A 19,210-nucleotide genomic window follows, 5' to 3' on the forward strand; every position below is an offset into this window, starting at 1 on the left:
GCGTGAAAATGGAGTGCTAAGGAGCCGCCTATGCCCGACTCAAGAGATTCCTTCAGCGCCGGTGAACGTTTAAGCCCCACCCGCCGAGATCCGCCACGCCAGCCGCCACGCAAGCCCTCCGCCCCGCGCGGAACCGGGCGCGGCCCGCAAAAACCCAGTCTTTTCAGCCGGATCATCCGCTTCTTCGTCACCAGCCTGTACCGTGTGGTATTCCTGGGCGCTGTTGCCGCCATTATCATCGGCGCGGGCGCCTTCCTCGTCTTCAGCGCCGGGCTACCCAGCATCGAGGCCCTGAAAACCTACACCCCGCCGCTGGAAAGCCGCGTCTATTCGGATGATTTCCACCTCGTCTCCGAACTCGGCGGCCAGCATTGCGTCTATGTGCCCTACGACCAGATCCCGCCGCTGGTGGCGCAGGCATTCATTTCCGCCGAGGATAGGCTGTTCTGGGTGGAACCGGGGATAAACCCCCTGGCCATGATGCGCGCCGGGCTGACCGACATTGCGCGCATGGGCAGCGGGCGCCGTCCGCAGGGGGCCTCCACCATCACCGAGCAGGTGGTGAAGAACATGCTCCTCGACAACCACATCACCTTCGGCACCAAGATCAAGGAAGTGCTGCTGGCTATGCGCGTGAGCCAGGCGATGAGCAAGCAGCAGGTCATCACGCTCTACCTCAACGAGGTTGACCTCGGCCACAACACGTTTGGCATCGCCGCCGCGGCGCAAACCTATTTCAACAAACCCCTGAGCCAGCTGGACATCGCGCAGGCCGCAACGCTGGCGGCACTGCCCAAGGCGCCGACCAATTACGATCCGTTCCTCCACCCGCAGGACGCGCTGACCCGGCGCAATTTCATCATCGGGCGCATGCTGGCCGATGGCGCCATCAGCCAGGCCCAGGCGGATGCCGCCACCGCGGAGCCGCTGCTGCCGCACGCGGGCGCCACATCCCCCGCCACCACCAGCGGCGACGGCTATTTCGCCGATGCCGTGAAGTCCGACCTCACGCAGCGTTTTGGCGCCGATGCCGTGGGCCAGGGCGGGCTGATTGTGCATACCAGCCTGGACCAGACTCTGCAGAGCGCCGCCACCGAGGCGGTGCGCAACGGGCTGGAGCGTTATGACCGCATCTATGGCGGCTGGCATGGGCTGGTCGCGCATATTGACGACGCCTCCCTGGCGGCTGACTGGCAGGCTGACCTGGCCAAGCAGGCAACCCCGCCAGGCATGCGCCACAACTGGCGGCTTGGCATCGTGCTCGATGCGGGCGACAGCGCGGCCCGCATCGGCTTTATTGACCCACTCAGCAACGCCGCCAAAACCGGCACTCTGCCCTTGCAGAACATGCGTTGGACCCACGCCGGCGCGGTCGCCGGCATTCTGCACCCCGGCGATATCATAATGATCTCCGGCGGTAATACCCTGTCGCTGGAGCAAATCCCCAAAATCCAGGGCGCGCTGATCTCCATGGACCCGCGCACCGGGCGCGTCCTCGCCATGGTCGGCGGCTGGAGCCATGACATCAGCCCCTTCAACCGGGTAACCCAGGCGCAGCGCCAGCCCGGCTCCTCGGTCAAACCGCTGGTCTATCTCACCGCCATGGAACAAGGCGTGCAGCCCGACGCGCCGGTCCTGGACGCCCCCTTCGTGCAGCAGATGTCCGACGGCACCACCTACCGCCCCGGCAATTATGAAGACAGTTTCCAGGGGCCGGTGCCGGTTTTCCACGCGCTGGAACAATCGCTCAACCTCGCCACCCTGCATCTGGCGCGCCAGATCGGCCTGGATAACATCGCCAACACCTTCCAGAGCTTCGGCATCATCGACCAGATGCCACCTTATTACCCCTCCGCGATCGGCGCGATTGACACCACCCTGTGGAAAATGGCCACCGCCTACGCCACGCTCGACGAATACGGCCGGCAGGTGCAACCCACGCTGATCGACAGTGTCACCGGCCCGGACGGCAAGGTGCTTTATCAGGCGCAGAACCAGAACTGCGACAACTGCATGAACGGCGACCCCACGCAGCCGCCCATCATCGACTATTCCGGCGCACAGCTGGCTGACCCTGATTCGGTGTTTCAGATGCTCACCATGATGAAAGGCGTTGTGCTGCGCGGCACCGGCACCCCCGCCGTGGCCGGGATCAGCCAGCCGGTGGCGGGCAAAACCGGCACCACCAATAATTTCAACGACGCCTGGTTCATCGGCTTCACCCCAGGCGTGCTCACCGGCTGCTGGATCGGCTTCGACACCCCCGCAAGCCTCGGCAAGGACCAGACCGGCGGCAATGTCTGTGGCCCGATCTGGAACGAATACATGAAAGTGGCCCTGGCCAACCAACCGGACATGGACTTCCCCGCCCCCGCCGGCATGACTCTACAGCAGGTGCCCGAACCTGACGGCACCATGGTGACCGAAGCCTTCAAACCCGGGCAGACCCCTGGCGCCCAGGCGAACGACAGCCTGCTCGGCGGCAGCCCTGGCGCGACACCTCCCGCGCCCGGAACGCCGGGGACTCCTGGAACAACTGATGCGTCCCCAGCGCCGGGGACGACCCCTCCGCCACCAACGCCATCGGCCATCGATAAATCCCTCGGCGGGCTGTATTAGTGCGATCGTTTGAGGTTCGCTCACCTGAGCGAACCTCAAACGATCGCACTCTAGCGGGCGGAATTGACTGATTCTATAATTCCATTATTGTGGAATCATGGAAAAAGACACGGCACTTGCCGCCCTTGGCGCATTGGCACAAGGCGCGCGGCTCGACATTTTCCGCCTGCTCGTCCAGGCCGGCAGTGATGGCCTGCCTGCCGGGCAGATCGCCGGGCGCCTCGGCCTGCCCGCCAACACACTCTCCTTCCACCTCAACCAATTGCGTCATGCCGGGCTGATCAGCTTCCGGCGCGAAAGCCGTTCATTGATATACGCCGCTGAATACAGTGCCATGAACGCCCTGCTCGCCTACCTCACGGAAAACTGTTGCCAGGGCAATCCTGGCGCGTGCCTCCCGCCCAAGGAAATGAACCATGACTGAACGCGCCTACAACGTGATGTTCCTCTGCACCGGCAACACCGCCCGTTCGATCCTCGCGGAATCAATCCTGCGCAAGGAGGGCGCCGGGCATTTCCATGCGTATTCAGCCGGCAGCCACCCCAAGGGCACAGTCAATCCCTTTGCGCTTAAAGTGCTGGAAAGCTTCGGCTACCCCACCACCGGCCTGCGTTCAAAAAGCTGGGACGAATTCTCCGCCCCCGGTGCCCCTGCAATGGATTTCATCTTCACCGTCTGCGACAACGCCGCCGGCGAGCTTTGCCCGATCTGGCCCGGCCACCCGATAACCGCGCATTGGGGGATCGACGACCCAGCCGCCGTCACCGGCAATGACATTCAGATCGAAAAAGCCTTCGTGGAGGCCTTCAAATACCTGAAAAACCGCATCGGCTTGTTCCTGAGCCTGCCGCTGGCCAGCGTCGACAAGATGGCGCTGGGCACCAGGCTGCATGAAATCGGCCAAACCCCTGGCGCTTCATCCCATTCTCCCGGAGCTAAATAATGTCTGAACAGAGCGTCACCATCTATCATAACCCCGCCTGCGGCACCTCACGCAACACGCTGGCGATGATCCGCAACGCCGGGATCGAACCCGTCGTGATCGAATATCTCAAGACCCCGCCCAGCCGCGCCGAACTGACGGTGCTGGCCAAACAGGCGGGTGGTGCGCGCGCGCTGCTGCGCGAGAAGGAAAAGCTCGCCGCCGAACTCGGCCTCAACGCCGATGTGCCGGACGAGACCATTCTCGACGCCATCGCCGCCCACCCACTCCTGCTCAACCGCCCCGTGGTGGTGACGCCCAAAGGCACCAAAAGCTGCCGCCCCTCAGAGGCCGTGCTGGATCTGCTGCCCGAACCGCAGCGCGGCGCCTTCACCAAGGAAGACGGCGAGGCCGTGGTCGACGCCGCCGGCCACCGCATCGTGAAGGGCTGAAATCATGGGCTTTTTCGAACGCTACCTCACCCTCTGGGTCGGCCTGTGCATCGTCGCGGGCATCATTCTCGGCCAGTTGTTCTCCGGCGTTTTCGAGAGTCTCGGCGCCGCCACCCTGGCGCATGTGAACCTGCCCGTTGCTCTGCTGGTCTGGCTCATGGTCATCCCCATGCTGCTGAAAATCGACTTCGCCGCGCTCGGCGAGGTCGGCAAACACTGGCGCGGCATTGCCACCACCCTTGGCATCAACTGGCTGGTGAAACCTTTCTCCATGGCGCTGCTCGCCGCGATTTTCATCGGCCATCTTTTCCGCCCATGGCTCCCGGCCGACCAGATCAACTCCTACATCGCCGGGCTGATCCTGCTCGCCGCCGCACCCTGCACCGCCATGGTCTTCGTCTGGTCCAATCTGGTCGAGGGTGAGCCGCATTTCACCCTTTCGCAGGTGGCGCTCAACGACGCCATCATGGTCATCGCCTTCGCCCCGATCGTGGCGCTGCTGCTTGGCATCTCCTCCATCACCGTGCCATGGAGCACGCTGCTGCTCTCGGTCGTGCTCTATATCGTGGTGCCGGTAGCCATTGCGCAGCTCTGGCGCCGCAGCCTGATCCTGCGAGGCGGCGAGGATGCGCTTGCCCGCACCCTGCACCGCCTCGCCCCGCTCTCGCTCTCTGCTCTCCTGCTCACTTTGGTGTTACTTTTCGGTTTGCAAGGCCAGGAAATTGTCCGTCAGCCAACAATTATCGCGCTGTTGGCGGTGCCGATCATCATCCAGGTCTACTTCAACGCTGGCCTGGCCTACTGGCTCAACCGCCAGCTTGGAGTCGCCTGGTGTGTCGCAGGCCCCTCCGCCCTCATCGGCGCCAGCAACTTTTTCGAACTCGCCGTCGCCACCGCCATCGTCCTCTTCGGCTTCCAGTCCGGCGCCGCCCTGGCCACCGTGGTCGGCGTGCTGGTCGAAGTGCCTGTCATGCTCACCGTCGTCTCCCTCGTCCGCCGTTCGCGCGGATGGTATGAGCGGACATGACCGCAAAAACCCGTTGCGCCTGGGCCGAGAGCGACCCCATTATGCGCGCCTACCACGACCACGAATGGGGCAACCCCCTGCGTGACAGCCGCGCCCTCTGGGAACTCCTCATGCTCGAAGGCTTCCAGGCCGGCCTCTCCTGGCGCACCATCCTGCACCGCCGCGACACTTTCCGCACCGCCTTCGCCCATTTCGACCCCGAGATCGTCGCTCGCTTCACCCCGGCTGATGTCGAGCGCCTGATGGCCGACCCCGGCATCATCCGCGCCCGCGCCAAAATCCTCGCCACCATCGGCGGCGCGCAAGCCTATCTCACCATGCGCGACGCAGGTGAAGATTTCGCGTCCTTCGCCTGGAGTTTCACCGGCGGCATCCCCCTGCAAGGCGACGGCAAAACAATGCCCGTCAGCACACCCCTCTCCGAACAAATTTCCAAGGCCCTCAAACAACGCGGCTTCAAATTCGTTGGCCCCGTTATCGTCTACGCCTGGATGCAGGCCGCCGGCCTGGTCAACGACCACGCGGCGGCGTGCTTCTGCCGGTCCAAGGGTTAACGCCTCATCAAAACCCCGAAGCACTGGCGTACCGCCGGTCATATAAAAACCGCCCCCCTGCCGTGGCCCGCGGCGGCGCCATGGTCCGGCTGCTCATGGCCATTTGCCGGGCGGCACTCACAATCTCGCACACCTGCGCCACGCAAACCAGAAACATACAAGCGCAGCCCACCATCGACGCCAATCCGATCACGATATTCATATCCATCTCCCCTTTTTATTTTCTAAAACAGACTCATCTGCGCCACCGCCGCCCTTGCCGCAGGCGCCGCGAACTGCCCACAATCCAGCGGCGCGCGCTCCTGGTTCAGTTGCAGTTGCCGCACCACCCGCTCCATCCTCTGCCCCAGCAGCGCCGCATACGGTCCGCTCCCCTGAAAACGCGTGTGAAAATTCGGGTCATTCAACGCTCCGGCCCGGCTCTGACGGATAAGGCTCAGCACATGCCCCGCCCGCTCGGGCAGATGTTTGTTCAGCCAGTCTGAGAACAAATCCCCCAACTCATGCGGCAGCCGCAATAAAATCGTATGCGCGCTCAGCGCCCCGGCCTTCGCCGCCGCTTCCACGATGCTCTCCAACTCCGCATCGTTCAGCCCCGGGATCATCGGCGAAGCCAGCACACCCACCGCAATCCCCGCCTCCGCCAGCCCGGCGATCACCGCCAGCCGCCGCGCGGGCGAGGCCGCGCGCGGTTCCATGGCGCGCGCCAGCACTGGGTCCAGCGTGGTGATGGAAACATGCACCTGCGCCAGATTTTTCGCCGCCATACGGCTTAGAATATCCACATCCCGCAACACGCCCGCTGATTTGGTAACGATGCTTACCGGGTGGTTGAACCGCTCCAGCACCTCCAGCAGGCTGCGCGTGATACTGAGCGTGCGCTCCACCGGCTGATACGGGTCGGTGTTCGACCCCAGCACAATCGTCCCCACTTTATATCCCGGCTTTGAGAGTTCCTTCTCCAGCAGCCGCGCCGCCTCCGGCTTGAAGACAATCTGCGTCTCGAAATCCAGCCCGGCGGAGTATCCCAGATACGCATGGCTCGGCCGGGCGAAACAATAGATGCACCCGTGCTCGCAGCCTCGATACGGATTGACGCTGCGCTCGAAGTTCAAATCCGGACTGTCATTGCGCGCGATGATGCTTTTCGCCGCATCGCGGATCAGCGTGGTCCGCGGCCGGCTCACCTCCTCGGGTAAATCCCAGCCGTCATCAAAAGCCTCCACCCGCGCGCGCTCAAACCGGTTCGGCGGATTGCGCGCCGTGCCCCGGCCTTTCCAAACGCCGTGCTTAATATCCTGATTGATCTGTAGCCGGGAAACTGCCACCATGTTCCTGCTCCGTTCTGGTGGCATTAAGTCATTCCACCCCCGGCAAGTCAAGAACAAAATAAGAACATCAGCCTTTTCAGCCGGTCAGATGTTCCTTGAGCCGCGGCATCAGCTCAACCAGATTGCAAGGCCGGTGGCGCGAATCGAGCTGGTAGCGCAAAATATCGTCCCAGCCATCCTTCACGGCCCCCGTGCTGCCCGGCAACGCGAACAGATAAGTGCCATTGGCCACCCCGCCCAGCGCCCGCGACTGCATCGTCGAGGTGCCGATTTTCTGGTAGGAAAGCATCCGGAACAGCTCGCCGAACCCCTCGATGGTCTTCTCCAGCACCCGCGCAAACGCCTCGGGCGTCACATCCCGCCCGGTTATGCCGGTGCCCCCCGTGGTAATCACCACGTCTATATGCGGATCGGCGATCCAACCGCGCAGCCTCGCCTCGATCGCATCAGCCTCATCACGAATAATCGCCCGGGCGGCAACCACATGCCCGGCCGCGGCAATGCGAGCCGCCAGCGTGTCGCCCGAGGTGTCGTTTTCAGCGTTGCGCGTGTCCGAGATCGTCGCCACCGCGATGTGCACCGGGAGAAAAACCCTCGCCTCGTCAATCCGGTGCATCAGGCTCAGTTCGCCGAGGCGGTATAAAAATTCGCGCCAAGCTGAGGGAAATTCCCCTGCGCCAGCTGGTCCAGGCTTTCCGGCTTCAGCCCGATCTCCTCGGCATACAACCAGCTATCGGCCATCACCTGCCGCACGAAACGCCGGGTCTCGTCATTGGGTATCGTCTCGATGAACAGCAGCGGGTCGCTGTCATCCTGCGATGTCCAGCCAGCGGCGGCATTCGGCCCGGCGTTATAGCTCGCCAAAATCGCCAACAGGTTATTATTGATCCCCGGCTGCCCGCCCAGGTAACGGATATATCCCTGCCCCAGGGCGAGGTTCGCCGAAGGGTCGCTCAGCGAACCGCTCACCCCCTCCTGCCGGCTGACATAGGAAGCTGTAACCGGCATCAGCTGCATCAACCCGCGCGCACCGCAGCGCGAAACGGCATGAACATCAAAGCCGGATTCGGTGCGCGCCAATGCGTAGACCAGCGCCGGATCAATGGTAAAACCGCCCGAGGGATGCAGCGCCGGGAGCGGCAGGTGAGCGCCTGCGATTTCGTCCACCGGGCTTGGCAGCTCGCTGGCGACGGAAATCGTCACATCCACCAGCCCGGCACGGGCGGCCACCGCCATCACGGCCCGGCCAAGGTCAGGGTTGGCCTGAATCGCCGGCCATAAGGCGCGTAACGCCGTCTCGGCCTGGTCAGTGGCGCCCACCTGCAACAGCGCGAAGGCCAGATGCCCATCGGGCGTTGCGTCCACGGCGGTAATATCGGCTTCCGTCAGCGTCGCCGCGATGCCGCTTGGGCCAAAGCCCTGGCCAAGCAGCCGTCCGGCCAGCATGCCATAGAAGGAATCACCCGCCCAGGCGGCTTGGTGCAGCCAGTTCAGATAGGCCTCCGGCTGCTGCATGCGCAACGCCGCGCGGGCCGCCCAGAACTGGCTGGCGGCGCGGTCATCATCGGAAATGCCCGCCATCCCGGCCGTGGCATCAAAAGCGGCGGCGGCAGAGGTCAGGTCACCTTTTTCCCAGGCCTGGATACCGGCCATGAACCGCCGGTGCCAGACGTAGCTGTCAGGCGCGGCCACGGGGCGTGCCGCGGCGCCCGCGGTAATCGTGGTCTCGGGCAACAGCGAGACCACCGGTGCCGCCGGCATCTGGCTCGCGCGCAGCTTATGCTGCATCAGCGCATACACATCCGCCGCCTCCGGCTGGCTGCTGTATTGCGCGTACCAAGCCAGCAGCTCGGCCGGTTTTGTGATGTAATTATTGCTCAAATACCGCTGCGCCAAAATCGGCCCCACCAGCGTGGTATCGTCCAGCCGGGCGATCAGCCGGTCCGCCTCGGTAAACGCCCCGGCGGATTGCGCGGCGAGAATGCGCTGATACATCGCCACGGCACTCGGCGGCAGCGGCTCCGGCAGCACGATTTCAACATCTGGAGAGGGGGCATTACGCGGTACCGCATAGGCTACGGTGTCCCCGCCTGTTGCGCTAGCGGGCGCTGAGGGGGGCGGCATCGGTCCCGTACCTTGTCCCCAAACCGGGGACTTCGCCGCCGCACTCGTGGGGACCACGAGCCCGAGGGCAAAAACTGACACCGTGGCCAAAGCGAGCCGGGTGACGTTCAGGCGGGAGAGCATGTTGAGGGCTCCTCGCATAGGAATTTTCCCTACACATTCAGCCCCTGCGACGCAAGACCTACATGAGAGACGAATCTCATAGAATGAGACGTTTTCAGCAGTTTCCTGGACTTACGGCCCGTCCTTGCGATCACGATTTCGTGATATTAGCACAATTTAAGGCTACTCAGGCTTCGACTCTAAAAATTCTCGCAGCTGCAATAAATCCCGCCACGCCTCCGCCTTGGCTGAAGGCATGCGCAGCAGATACGCCGGATGATAGCTTGGCAGGCATGGCATCGCCTCCGCCAGCCCCGGTATTTTCACCTGCCGCCACACGCCGCGCAGCCGCCTGATCCCCTGCCCGCGCTCTGGCTCGGGCAGCACCGCCTTGGCCGCCACCGCGCCCAGCAGCAGCAGGCCGCGCGGCCGCACCAGGGCAATATGGCGCAACAAAAACGGCAGGCACACCGCCACCTCGGCATCGGTTGGCGAACGGTCGCCAGGCGGCCGCCACAACACGGTGTTGATGATCCGCACCTTGCTCCGGTCCAGCCCGATGCTACCCAGCATTTTATCCAGCAACTGCCCGGCCGGCCCCACAAACGGCCGGCCCGCCCGGTCTTCCTCCGCTCCGGGCGCCTCGCCCACCACGACCAGCCGCGCATCCGCCGCGCCATCGGCAAACACGAGCTGTGTCGCCGTGTCGCGCAATGCGCAGCCGCTAAACCCCGCGATCGCCTTTTCCAGCGCCTCCAGGCTCTCGCAACCCTCCGCCAACATCTCCGCCTGCGCCGCCCCCCCCGGCAAAGCGGCGGCGGGGCGGAGCGTATGAACCCGCTTGGCCGGAGCCGCCGCTTGCACAGTAACAGCCACGGGCGCAGCCTGCGCCGCGCGCCTGTCCTGCACCGCATCCAGCAGCGCCTCGTCGGCTCCCCACTCCACTTGCAGGCGCAGCGCCTCGATCAAATCCATAAATCCATACTTAACCATACCTTCAGCGATTGAAATAACCGCCAATATGATTTTAACCCTTTCCCAGCCGGCAACCCAGCGGCCGAGACTTTACGCAAGCTAACAAGTTTCCTTATACGACTGCCAGCAGAACAGGAGTGAACAAGATGTCAGACCAGATGGAACCGCGCGAGGCGATGGAGTTCGATGTGCTGGTGGTAGGCGCTGGCCCTGGCGGCCTGTCCGCAGCCATCAAGCTCAAGCAGCTCAACCCGGAGCTTTCGGTCTGCGTGGTGGAAAAAGGCGGCGAAGTCGGCGCCCACACCCTCTCCGGCGCCGTGCTCGAGCCGCGCGCCCTGCTCGAACTCTTCCCCGAATGCGACCCGGCGCTGATCCCGCTGGCCACCCCGGTGTCCGAGGATCGCTTCATGTACCTCACCGAGACCAAGGCGTTCACCTCGCCGGTCACCCCGGCGACCATGCACAACCACGGCAACTACATCGTCTCACTGGGCAACGTGGTGCGCTGGCTCGGCCAGCAGGCGGAAGAACTCGGCGTGGAAATCTATCCGGGCTTCGCCGCGGCTGAGGTGCTCTTCGATGGCGAACGTGTCGCGGGCGTGGCCACCGGGGATATGGGCATCGGCAAGGACGCCAAGCCCACGGGCAACTTCCAGCGCGGCATGGAGCTGCGCGCCACCTATACCATATTCGCCGAAGGCTGCCGCGGCTCGCTCTCCAAGCAGTTGATGGCCAAATTCGACCTCAACGCCAAAAACGACCCGCAGACCTACGGCATCGGCATCAAGGAACTCTGGGAGGTCAAACCCGAGCACTTCAAAAAGGGCCTCACCATCCACAGCGTCGGCTGGCCCCTCAAATCCGACACCTATGGCGGTTCGGCTATCTACTTCTTCGGCGAAAACCTCATGGCCTACTGCTTCGTCGTTGGGCTGGACTACAAAAATCCCTATCTCTCGCCCTTCCAGGAAATGCAGCGCTACAAAACCCATCCGGCCATCGCGCCGTTCTTCGAGGGGGCCAAGCGTATCTCCTACGGTGCGCGCGCGCTCAATGAGGGCGGCTTCCAGTCCCTGCCCAAACTCACCTTCCCCGGCGGCATGCTCATCGGCTGCGCGGCGGGCACCCTCAACGTGCCCAAGATCAAAGGCAGCCATACCGCGATGAAATCCGGCATGGTCGCCGCCGAGGCCATCGCCGAGGCGCTGGCCGGTGAGCGCCCGGATGAAGTCACCGCCTACGCCACCAAGCTGGAAGCCAGCTGGGTCTGGCCCGAGCTGCACAGCGTGCGCAATGTGCGCCCCGGCTTCGCCAAATGGGGTTTTTACGGCGGCATGATCAACGCCGCCATCGACACCTACATCTTCCGCGGCAAGGCCCCCTGGACCCTGAAAAACCACTACGACCACCTGCAGCTCAAAAAAGCCAAGGACTGCCAGCCGATCGACTACCCCAAACCCGACGGCAAACTCACCTTTGACCGCCTGTCCTCCGTCTTCCTCTCCAACACCAACCACGAGGAAAACCAGCCGGTTCACCTCACCCTGCTTGATGCCAGCAAGGCCATCAGCGTCAACTATAATGAATACGCCAGCCCGGAGACCCGCTACTGCCCGGCCGGCGTGTATGAAATCGTCGGCGAGGAGGCAGGCAACCCGCAGCTGCAAATCAACGCGCAAAACTGCGTCCACTGCAAAACCTGCGACATCAAGGACCCCACCCAGAACATCAACTGGGTGGTGCCGGAAGGCGCTGGCGGTCCCAACTATCCGGGCGGGATGTAAATTTCGGTTAGCGAAGCCAGGGGGCTTTCATGGCCGGCTTCAACCGGGGATAACTTAAACGCCATGGAAAACGATCGTTTGGCGGCATTCAGCGACGGCGTTATCGCCGTCATCATCACCATCATGGTGCTGGAGCTGAAAGCCCCGCAGGGCACTGGTTTTAGCGCCCTGCTGGGCGCCGCCCCCACCTTCGTCAGCTACATCCTCAGCTTCGTTTATGTCGCGATCTACTGGAACAACCACCATCATTTCTTCCAGCTTGTCCCGCGCGTCACCGGCGGCATCCTCTGGGCCAACCTGCATCTGCTTTTCTGGCTATCGCTGGTCCCCTTCTCCACCGCCTGGCTCGGCGAACACCATGCCGCCGCGCTCCCAACCGCGCTGTATGGCGTCAGCCTGCTGATGGCGGCCATCGCCTGGTATATCCTGCAAAGCACGATCATCCGCAGCCAGGGCCAAAACTCCGCTCTCTCAAAAGCCGTCGGCCGTGACATCAAGGGCAAGATTTCCCCGATTCTCTACACGGCCGGAATTATCCTGGCGTTTTTCAGCACAACGGGCGCCGATGGCATTTACGCCGCCGTCGCCATTTTATGGCTCATTCCCGACCGCCGCGTCGAACGCGAGATTGACCGCCGGTAACACCGGGTGGCCACGCCCCACGCCTATTTGTGGATCATCGTCCCGATGCCGCCATCGGTGAAAAGCTCCAGCAATAGCGCATGCGGCACCCTTCCATCCAGGATGGTCGCCCCTTTGACCCCAAGCGTGACGGCCTCCATGCAGGTCTCCACTTTCGGGATCATCCCGCCCGAGATGGTGCCATCGGCGATCAGCGCCTGGATCTGCGCCAGCGACAAATCCGGCATCAGCTTCTTGTTCTTATCTAACACACCGGGCACATCGGTGAGCATCAGCAGCCGGTTGGCGTTCAGCGCGCCTGCAATGGCGCCCGCCGCGGTATCGGCATTGATATTATAAGTCTCGCCGTTCTCGCCTGTGCCAACGGGCGCGATCACGGGGATCAGCCCGGCGCCGGTCAGCGCATGGATCACGCGCGTATCAATGAACGCGGGTTCCCCGACAAACCCCAGGTCCAGCACGCTCTCAATATGCGAATCCGGGTCCTTCTTGGTGCGGTGCAGCTTGCGCGCGCGGATCAGCCCGCCATCCTTGCCCGAGATGCCCACCGCCAGCGCGCCGGCGCGGTTGATCAGCCCGGCCACCTGCTTGTTCACACTGCCCGCCAGCACCATTTCCACCACCTCGACCATCGCGGCATCGGTCACGCGCAGCCCGTCGATAAAGCTGGATTTGATCGCCAGCCGGTCCAGCATGGCGTTAATCTGTGGCCCGCCGCCATGCACGATCACCGGATTGATGCCGACCTGCTTGAGCAGCGCGATGTCACGGCCGAATTCGCCCGCCAGAACATCCTCGCCCATCGCGTGCCCGCCGTATTTCACCACGATGGTCGCGCCCGCGTAACGGCGCAGAAACGGCAGCGCGCTGGCGACGATATGCGCCTGGGCGGCGGCGGATTTCAGCTCCTCGGTATTCATCTCGGCTCCTGGAAAAACTCTGCTGCTAGATAAAGCCCGCGATGGTGGCGCGCAAATCATCCATGCCAAGCCCCGTGGTGCTGGAGGTGGTAATCACGAACGGCAGCGCGGCCGGGTGCTCCTTGGTCAGCGCGGCGATCTCCTCCTGCTTGCGCCGCAGCGCCGCGGGCTTCACGTCATCGGCCTTGGTCAACACCAGTTGATACGCCACCGCCGACTGGTCGAGCAGTTCCATCACCACCTCATCCGCCGGTTTCAGCTCGATGCGCGCGTCCAGCAGCAGAAACACCCGGCGCAGGTTCGGCCGCCCGCGCAAATAATCGAGCATCAGCCCCTGCCAGTCACGCTTGATGGCTTTCGGCGCCTCGGCATAGCCGTAGCCCGGCATGTCCACCAGCACGATCGGTGCGGCTTCCATCTGGAAGAAGTTCAACTGCCGCGTGCGCCCCGGCTGGTGCGACACGCGCGCCAGCGCCTTGCGCCCGGTCAGCGCGTTCAACAGCGAGGATTTGCCGACATTGGAGCGCCCCGCGAAGGCCACTTCAATCCCGTTCGGCTCCGGCAAATGGTCGAGCGCCTGCGCCGCATAAAAAAATTCGCAATGTGAGGCGAAGAGTTTCCTCCCCGCCTCCAGTTGCTCCGGGCTGAAAGTCCCGGCCGCGAAAACTAGATTTTCGCCGGCACTCTCACCCGTGGGTTGCCCGCCTGGCGCATGATCAGCCATTGTTGTCCTACCGAAAGAAGATTGTTCCAGGCCCAGTATAGCACAAGGCCGGAAGGGGAGCGCGCCAGCATGAAGGTGAAAATAAGCGGCATGAACTGAAACATGCGCGCCTGCACCGGGTCCGCCGGCGCCGGGTTAAGCCGTTGCTGCATGAACATGGTAAAGCCCATGATAATCGGCAAGGCGCCGATATGCAGCACCGGGCTGATGAGCGTGGGATCGAAGGGGATCAGCCCGAACAGGTTGAACAAATTGGTCGGGTCCGGCACCGAGAGATCGTGAATCCAGCCAAAGAACGGCGCCTGGCGCATTTCGATGGTGATGAAGATGACTTTATAAAGCGAGAAGAACACGGGGATCTGCACCAGCATCGGCAAACAGCCGGAAGCGGGGTTGATCTTCTCCGCCTTATAGAGCGCCATCGTCTCTTGCTGGATCTTCGTGTTGTCGTCCTTATACTGCTCGCGCAGCGCCTTGATCTTCGGCTGCACCAGTTTCATCTTGCCCATCGAGCGATAAGAGTAGCTCGCCAGCGGGAAGAACAGCAGCTTGATGCCAACGGTGAACACGATGATCGCCAGGCCGAAATTGCCCAGCAGCGAGTTCAGCCAATCGAGCGCGAAGAAGATCGGCTTGGTGATGATGTAGAGATGCCCGAAATCCACCGCCTTGTAGAAATTGGGGATGCCGTATTCGCTCTGATACGCATCGAGAATTTTCACCACCTTGGCGCCGGTGAAGAGATGGCTGGTCAGGTTTGCCGTCCCCCCCGCCGCCACGGTCTGCGGGGCCGCGGTGATGAACGAGGTCTGATACGCGCTGCCGTCGCCATCGCTCACCGTGCCATAGCTCATGGAGCCGGTGAGGTTCACCGACTGGTCCGGCGCCACGGCGGTCAACCAATATTTATCGGTAATGCCGATCCAGCCGCCGGGGCTGGTCTCGCTATAGGCCACGCCGCCGGGCGCCTGCGCGCCGTCGGCCTTCAGCGATTTATAGGATTCCTGCTTCAGCGTGTTGTTGAACACACCAAGCGGACCATCGAAGAGAATATAGGTTGTCTGCTCAACCGGCTTGTAGTCGCGCACCACGCGCGACCAGGGGAAGAGCTTCACCGCCGCGCCCGTGTGGTTCACCACCTGCTGATTCACTGTGAACATATAATTGTCATCGACTGAGAGCAGCAATTGGAAGGTCAGCCCCTGCCCGTTGTCCCAGGAGAGGGTAACCGGCGTCTGCGGCGTCAGCTTGCCGGCCGAAGCCGTCCATAGCGCCGTGTCATCGGGCACCTTCACATCGCCAACCGCGGTCCAGCCAAACTGCGCGTAGGAGGGTTTGTCTCCGCCGCGATGCCCGAGGATCTGCACCAGCGGCGAATCCGGGGCGATGGTCTCGTGGTAATTTTTCAGCACCACATCATCAAACACCGCGCCGGTGAGCACCACGCTGCCGGAGAGTTTTGGCGCGTCTATGGCCAGGCGCGGCCCGTTGGCGGCGGCCAACGCCGCTGGGCTGGCCGCGTTGGCGGGCGCGCCGCTGGCGGCCTGCACCTGGGCAGTGCTCTGCACGGGCACAGGTGCTGGGTGCGGCAGATATTTTTGGAACGCATACTGAAACACCAGCATGATGCCGAGTGACAGGGCGATGGCAACCATCAGGCGCTTCTGGTCCATGGGGCTTTACGAGTCCTTGAGTGGTGGAACCGGGTCGAAGCCGCCCGGATGCCAGGGATGGCAACGCAAAATCCGGCGCCCGGCGAGCAAACTGCCGCGCCCGGCGCCATGCGTGCAGATCGCCTCCCGCGCATAGGCGCTGCAGGAGGGGTAAAAACGGCAATTGGCGCCGATCACCGGGCGCAATGTCAGTTCATAAACGCGGATGGCACCCGAGAGCATATAGGCCGCCGGGCTCACTTGAGCGCCTCCGCGAGAGCGGCTTCGATGCCGCCGCATAGTCTTTCAAACGGCATGCGCCCTGTTTCCTGCCGGCAGATCAGCACCAGCTCAACACCGGCGAGATCACGCCCGGCCAATGTCAGCCGGGCCGCCTCTTTCAGCCGCCGCCGCGCGCGATTGCGCGCCACGGCGTTGCCGATTTTTTTGGTGGCGGTGTAACCGGTCCGCAAAGGGGCCTGGCTTTCACTGCTGCAAAACTGCATCACGAAGCCAGGCTTGGCGATTTTCCGCCCGCGCGAGGCCATGCGCAGAAACTCCGCGCGGCGCTTAAAAGTTTCCGGTGGAGACAATGCGGGCATTGTCAGGCCCTTAAAGGCGCGCGGGAGGGGAAAATCAGGCAGAAAGTTTGGCGCGGCCTTTGGCACGGCGGTTGGCGATAACCTTGCGGCCGCCAACGGTTGCCATGCGGGCGCGGAAACCATGCCGGCGCTTGCGGACAAGTTTGGAAGGTTGATAGGTCCGTTTCACGTGATTCACTCCGGCGATAGCTAATATAAGCTGATAAAACAGGTTTCGGCCGAACCGTCCCCGGTCCAGCGCAACGAGGCCGGGATATAGGCGGCGCGCGCAGTGCCGTCAATGCAAAGGCCGCGGCGCTTGCCCTGGCCCGCTACAAAGTGCAGCTTGCTCCCATGCATATATCCTCAGCGACTCGGCCGCGCACCGTTCTGGCCCTGCAAGGGGGCGGGGCGCATGGCGCCTTTACCTGGGGCGCGCTGGACCGCCTATTGGAGGACGGGCTGACCTTTTCAGCCGTCACCGGCGTCTCCTCCGGCGCCATGATCGCCGCCATGGCGGTTCAGGGCTATGTCCATAACGGGCCAAAAGGCGCGCGCGCCTCGGTCAGCAAGCTATGGCACCGGGTCGCGGAGGCGCATATTTTTGGCCCCATGAACGCCTCGATGGACTGGCTCTGGGGCTGGGACAAGGGGATGGAGCTGGGCAACGAGATGGCCTGGGCCGGCATCACCAGCGCCTTGCGCCTGTTCAACCCCGGCCAGCTCAATCCTTTCGGGCAAAATCCACTCGGCCCCCTGCTCGCCGAGCTGCTGGACCTGGACGCCATCCGCAGCGCCGATGCGCCGCGCCTCTACGTCGCCGCGACCGATGTCGAATCCGGCGCCGCGAAGATATTCAGCAACGGCGAAATGAGCGTTGACGTGCTGCTGGCCTCCGCCTGCATCCCGATGATGTTCCCCGCCGTGAACATCGGCGGGCGGCACTATTGGGACGGCGGTTATTCCTGCAACCCGGCGCTCGCCCCCGTGCTCTCGCCCCGGCCGGAGCGGCTGGTGTTGATCCGCGCGCAGCCGCGCGTGCGTAAGGGCGTGCCCAACAGCACCGCCGACATCGTCCACCGCCTGCATGAAATCGCCTTCCAGGCGCCGCTGGATGCCGAAGTCGCCCTGCTGCCCAAACAGGTCCGGCTGCTCGATATTTCCGCCGACGCCGCGCTGGCCCGTCATCCACTGACCTCCAAGATGAACACCGAGAAAAACTTTTTGGACAACCTGTTCGCCGCCGGGCGGGAGGCTGCCGGAATCGTCCTTCCCGCATGAAGCGGCCCCAGCGCAAAACCTTCATGCGGCACCTCGAACTCGAATTGTTCGGCACCAGCCTCTCGGGCCGCGTGCTCTGGTTGACCGTCGCCATCATCCTGGGCGTTGAGCTGGTGCTGCTGACCCCCATGCTGGGCAATGAACGCCAGCACTGGCTGTGGGACCATATCAGCCTGGCCCATATCGCGGCACTCTCCGCGGCCATCCCGCAAAACAACAACCTGGCCCCGCCTCCGGCCCAATTCCTGCCGCAGCTCCCAGACGTGGAAGCGATCAAGCTGACCCTGCCCGATTCGACCGTGCGGCAAGTGGCGAGCGGCCGAATCGCGCAACCGGCGCGCCTTATTTATCTGGCCCACGAAACCGTTCTCTATAGCAGCTGGCGCGCCCTGCAGCGCATCGCCGGGCTCGGCGCCGCCCGGATCGAAGTGATCGCCCCAAGCCCGCTCCAGGCCGGCGCCACCGTTGATATCATCGCCAATGCCGCCCCGCTGAACAAGGATCTGCGCGGCTACGCCTCACATCTGGCGGTGATTTCGCTCATTGTCGCATTGGTGACCGGCTTGCTGCTGTTCGCGGCGCTGAACCGGCTGCTGGTGCGGCCGATGCGGATCATGACCGAGAGCATTTCCGGCTTCCGCAACGACCCGGAACATGCCGGGCAGAGCGAGCTGACCTCGCTGGCCGCCCGGGGAGATGATGAAATCGCCCAGGCCGCGCAAGAGCTTAAAGAGATGCTGGAGACAATGCGCACCGCACTCTGGCGCAACGCCCGCCTCGCCGCGCTCGGCACCTCGGTGGCAAAAATCAGCCACGATCTGCGCAACATCCTAAGCTCGGCACTGCTCGTCGCCAGCCATTTGCAGGACAGCACCGACCCCTCCGCCCAGCGCGCCGCCCACACGCTGGGCGGCGCGGTGGAACGCGCTGTCCAACTGGTGAGCCGCACGGTGGATTTCGCGCGCGAGGGCCCCCCCGCCATCATCCGCACGCCGGTTTGCCTGCGCGACGTGTTGGACGAAGCAATATTGGCCGTCCGGCCGGACGGCGCCGTCATCACCATCGAGAACCATGTTCCCGCCGAGCTGGTCCTGCCGCTGGACCGCATGCAGATCTACCGTGTGCTGCTTAACCTGCTGCGCAACGCGGCCGAGGCCGGCGCAAAGGCCGTGGTCGTCACCGCGGAAACCGAAACCGACGCCCCTAAAATCATCGTAACCGATTACGGCCCCGGCCTGCCCCCGCGCGTGCTGCAAAATCTGTTCAAGCCCTTCGCCGGCTCGGGGCGCCAGGGCAGCTCGGGCCTGGGCCTTGTCATCTCCCGCGACCTTATGCGCGCCCATGGCGGCGAGCTCACGCTGGCGCAAACCGGCCCGCTCGGCACGGTGTTTGTTCTGGAACTATCAGGCAGCGATATGCCCGCTCCCGCCCTGCCGCTTCCGCAAACCCCCTATAAGTCTACCGGACCAATGGAGTTTTTCTAAGTTTCACTTTGCGGCAAGCCCGGTTGAAACGCTAA

21 protein-coding genes are annotated in these 19,210 nt (G+C 63.4%); 10 read left to right on the forward strand and 11 right to left on the reverse strand.

What is annotated here, in order from left to right; all coding sequences use genetic code 11:
- The first annotated feature begins 30 nt into the window (after positions 1 to 30).
- The 6 genes from QQJ84_RS16305 (at position 31) to QQJ84_RS16330 (ending at position 5,575) form a co-directional block, all read left to right on the forward strand.
- Positions 31 to 2,619 carry a penicillin-binding protein 1A gene (locus QQJ84_RS16305; RefSeq protein ID WP_284259367.1) on the forward strand — a complete coding sequence of 863 codons (2,589 nt, stop codon included), beginning with the start codon at positions 31 to 33 and terminating at the stop codon, positions 2,617 to 2,619.
- A 97-nt stretch (positions 2,620 to 2,716) separates the two neighbouring features.
- Positions 2,717 to 3,043, forward strand: a complete 327-nt coding sequence (locus QQJ84_RS16310) for an ArsR/SmtB family transcription factor (RefSeq protein WP_284259368.1) — start codon at positions 2,717 to 2,719, stop codon at positions 3,041 to 3,043.
- A complete protein-coding gene (locus QQJ84_RS16315; protein ID WP_284259369.1) occupies positions 3,036 to 3,563 on the forward strand; it encodes an arsenate reductase ArsC in 528 nt (175 codons plus the stop codon). Before QQJ84_RS16310 ends, QQJ84_RS16315 begins: the two co-directional genes overlap by 8 nt.
- On the forward strand, positions 3,563 to 3,994 hold the full coding sequence (arsC, locus tag QQJ84_RS16320) for an arsenate reductase (glutaredoxin) (protein ID WP_284259370.1): 432 nt from the start codon (positions 3,563 to 3,565) through the stop codon (positions 3,992 to 3,994). The genes QQJ84_RS16315 and arsC overlap by 1 nt, the downstream gene beginning before the upstream one ends.
- A 4-nt stretch (positions 3,995 to 3,998) precedes the next feature.
- Entirely contained in the window at positions 3,999 to 5,021 is a 1,023-nt protein-coding gene (gene arsB, locus QQJ84_RS16325; protein ID WP_284259371.1) for an ACR3 family arsenite efflux transporter, read from the forward strand.
- Complete coding sequence (locus QQJ84_RS16330) at positions 5,018 to 5,575, forward strand: DNA-3-methyladenine glycosylase I (RefSeq protein ID WP_284259372.1); 558 nt, start codon at positions 5,018 to 5,020, stop codon at positions 5,573 to 5,575. The genes arsB and QQJ84_RS16330 overlap by 4 nt, the downstream gene beginning before the upstream one ends.
- 7 nt (positions 5,576 to 5,582) lie before the next feature.
- Here QQJ84_RS16330 and QQJ84_RS16335 read toward each other — a convergent pair whose 3' ends face one another.
- From QQJ84_RS16335 to QQJ84_RS16355, 5 genes are all read right to left on the reverse strand, one after another.
- The gene (locus QQJ84_RS16335) at positions 5,583 to 5,777 is read right to left on the reverse strand and encodes a hypothetical protein (RefSeq protein WP_284259373.1); all 195 of its coding nucleotides are present in this window, start codon (positions 5,775 to 5,777) and stop codon (positions 5,583 to 5,585) included.
- Between the two features lie 22 nt (positions 5,778 to 5,799).
- Positions 5,800 to 6,906 carry a PA0069 family radical SAM protein gene (locus QQJ84_RS16340; RefSeq protein ID WP_284259374.1) on the reverse strand — a complete coding sequence of 369 codons (1,107 nt, stop codon included), beginning with the start codon at positions 6,904 to 6,906 and terminating at the stop codon, positions 5,800 to 5,802.
- Between the two features lie 76 nt (positions 6,907 to 6,982).
- Complete coding sequence (gene moaB, locus QQJ84_RS16345; protein WP_284259375.1) at positions 6,983 to 7,522, reverse strand: molybdenum cofactor biosynthesis protein B; 540 nt, start codon at positions 7,520 to 7,522, stop codon at positions 6,983 to 6,985.
- Positions 7,523 to 7,527: 5 nt separating this feature from the next.
- Complete coding sequence (locus tag QQJ84_RS16350; protein ID WP_284259376.1) at positions 7,528 to 9,171, reverse strand: lytic transglycosylase domain-containing protein; 1,644 nt, start codon at positions 9,169 to 9,171, stop codon at positions 7,528 to 7,530.
- 144 nt (positions 9,172 to 9,315) lie between these two features.
- Positions 9,316 to 10,107: a uracil-DNA glycosylase gene (locus QQJ84_RS16355; RefSeq protein WP_284259377.1), complete on the reverse strand. Its 792-nt coding sequence runs from the start codon at positions 10,105 to 10,107 to the stop codon at positions 9,316 to 9,318.
- A 146-nt stretch (positions 10,108 to 10,253) separates the two neighbouring features.
- Between QQJ84_RS16355 and QQJ84_RS16360 the strand changes: the two genes are divergently transcribed.
- Complete coding sequence (locus QQJ84_RS16360; RefSeq protein WP_284259378.1) at positions 10,254 to 11,891, forward strand: electron transfer flavoprotein-ubiquinone oxidoreductase; 1,638 nt, start codon at positions 10,254 to 10,256, stop codon at positions 11,889 to 11,891.
- 63 nt (positions 11,892 to 11,954) lie between these two features.
- Positions 11,955 to 12,533 (forward strand): TMEM175 family protein, encoded by a 579-nt coding sequence (locus tag QQJ84_RS16365; RefSeq protein ID WP_284259379.1) that lies wholly within the window; start codon positions 11,955 to 11,957, stop codon positions 12,531 to 12,533.
- Between the two features lie 23 nt (positions 12,534 to 12,556).
- Here the strand turns inward: QQJ84_RS16365 and argB are convergent, their stop codons facing one another.
- The 6 genes from argB to rpmH are packed head-to-tail and all read right to left on the reverse strand — an operon-like array spanning position 12,557 to position 16,600.
- Positions 12,557 to 13,453, reverse strand: coding sequence for an acetylglutamate kinase (argB, locus tag QQJ84_RS16370; RefSeq protein WP_284259380.1), 897 nt, complete (start codon positions 13,451 to 13,453; stop codon positions 12,557 to 12,559).
- 25 nt (positions 13,454 to 13,478) lie between these two features.
- Positions 13,479 to 14,177, reverse strand: a complete 699-nt coding sequence (gene yihA, locus QQJ84_RS16375; RefSeq protein WP_284259381.1) for a ribosome biogenesis GTP-binding protein YihA/YsxC — start codon at positions 14,175 to 14,177, stop codon at positions 13,479 to 13,481.
- Complete coding sequence (yidC, locus tag QQJ84_RS16380; protein ID WP_284259382.1) at positions 14,120 to 15,850, reverse strand: membrane protein insertase YidC; 1,731 nt, start codon at positions 15,848 to 15,850, stop codon at positions 14,120 to 14,122. The genes yihA and yidC overlap by 58 nt, the downstream gene beginning before the upstream one ends.
- A 6-nt stretch (positions 15,851 to 15,856) precedes the next feature.
- Positions 15,857 to 16,072: a membrane protein insertion efficiency factor YidD gene (yidD, locus tag QQJ84_RS16385; RefSeq protein WP_408820918.1), complete on the reverse strand. Its 216-nt coding sequence runs from the start codon at positions 16,070 to 16,072 to the stop codon at positions 15,857 to 15,859.
- 14 nt (positions 16,073 to 16,086) lie between these two features.
- A complete protein-coding gene (rnpA, locus tag QQJ84_RS16390) occupies positions 16,087 to 16,431 on the reverse strand; it encodes a ribonuclease P protein component (protein ID WP_284259384.1) in 345 nt (114 codons plus the stop codon).
- Between the two features lie 34 nt (positions 16,432 to 16,465).
- Entirely contained in the window at positions 16,466 to 16,600 is a 135-nt protein-coding gene (gene rpmH / locus QQJ84_RS16395) for a 50S ribosomal protein L34 (protein ID WP_284259385.1), read from the reverse strand.
- Between the two features lie 164 nt (positions 16,601 to 16,764).
- On the opposite strand from rpmH, the gene QQJ84_RS16400 reads away from it, so the two are divergent.
- Positions 16,765 to 17,691 (forward strand): patatin-like phospholipase family protein, encoded by a 927-nt coding sequence (locus QQJ84_RS16400; protein WP_284259386.1) that lies wholly within the window; start codon positions 16,765 to 16,767, stop codon positions 17,689 to 17,691.
- Complete coding sequence (locus QQJ84_RS16405) at positions 17,688 to 19,175, forward strand: sensor histidine kinase (protein WP_284259387.1); 1,488 nt, start codon at positions 17,688 to 17,690, stop codon at positions 19,173 to 19,175. Before QQJ84_RS16400 ends, QQJ84_RS16405 begins: the two co-directional genes overlap by 4 nt.
- The last annotated feature ends 35 nt before the right edge of the window (positions 19,176 to 19,210 follow it).

Origin of the sequence: Acidocella aquatica, assembly GCF_030160635.1 — a bacterium.
Taxonomy (GTDB): Bacteria; Pseudomonadota; Alphaproteobacteria; order Acetobacterales; family Acetobacteraceae; genus Acidocella; species Acidocella aquatica.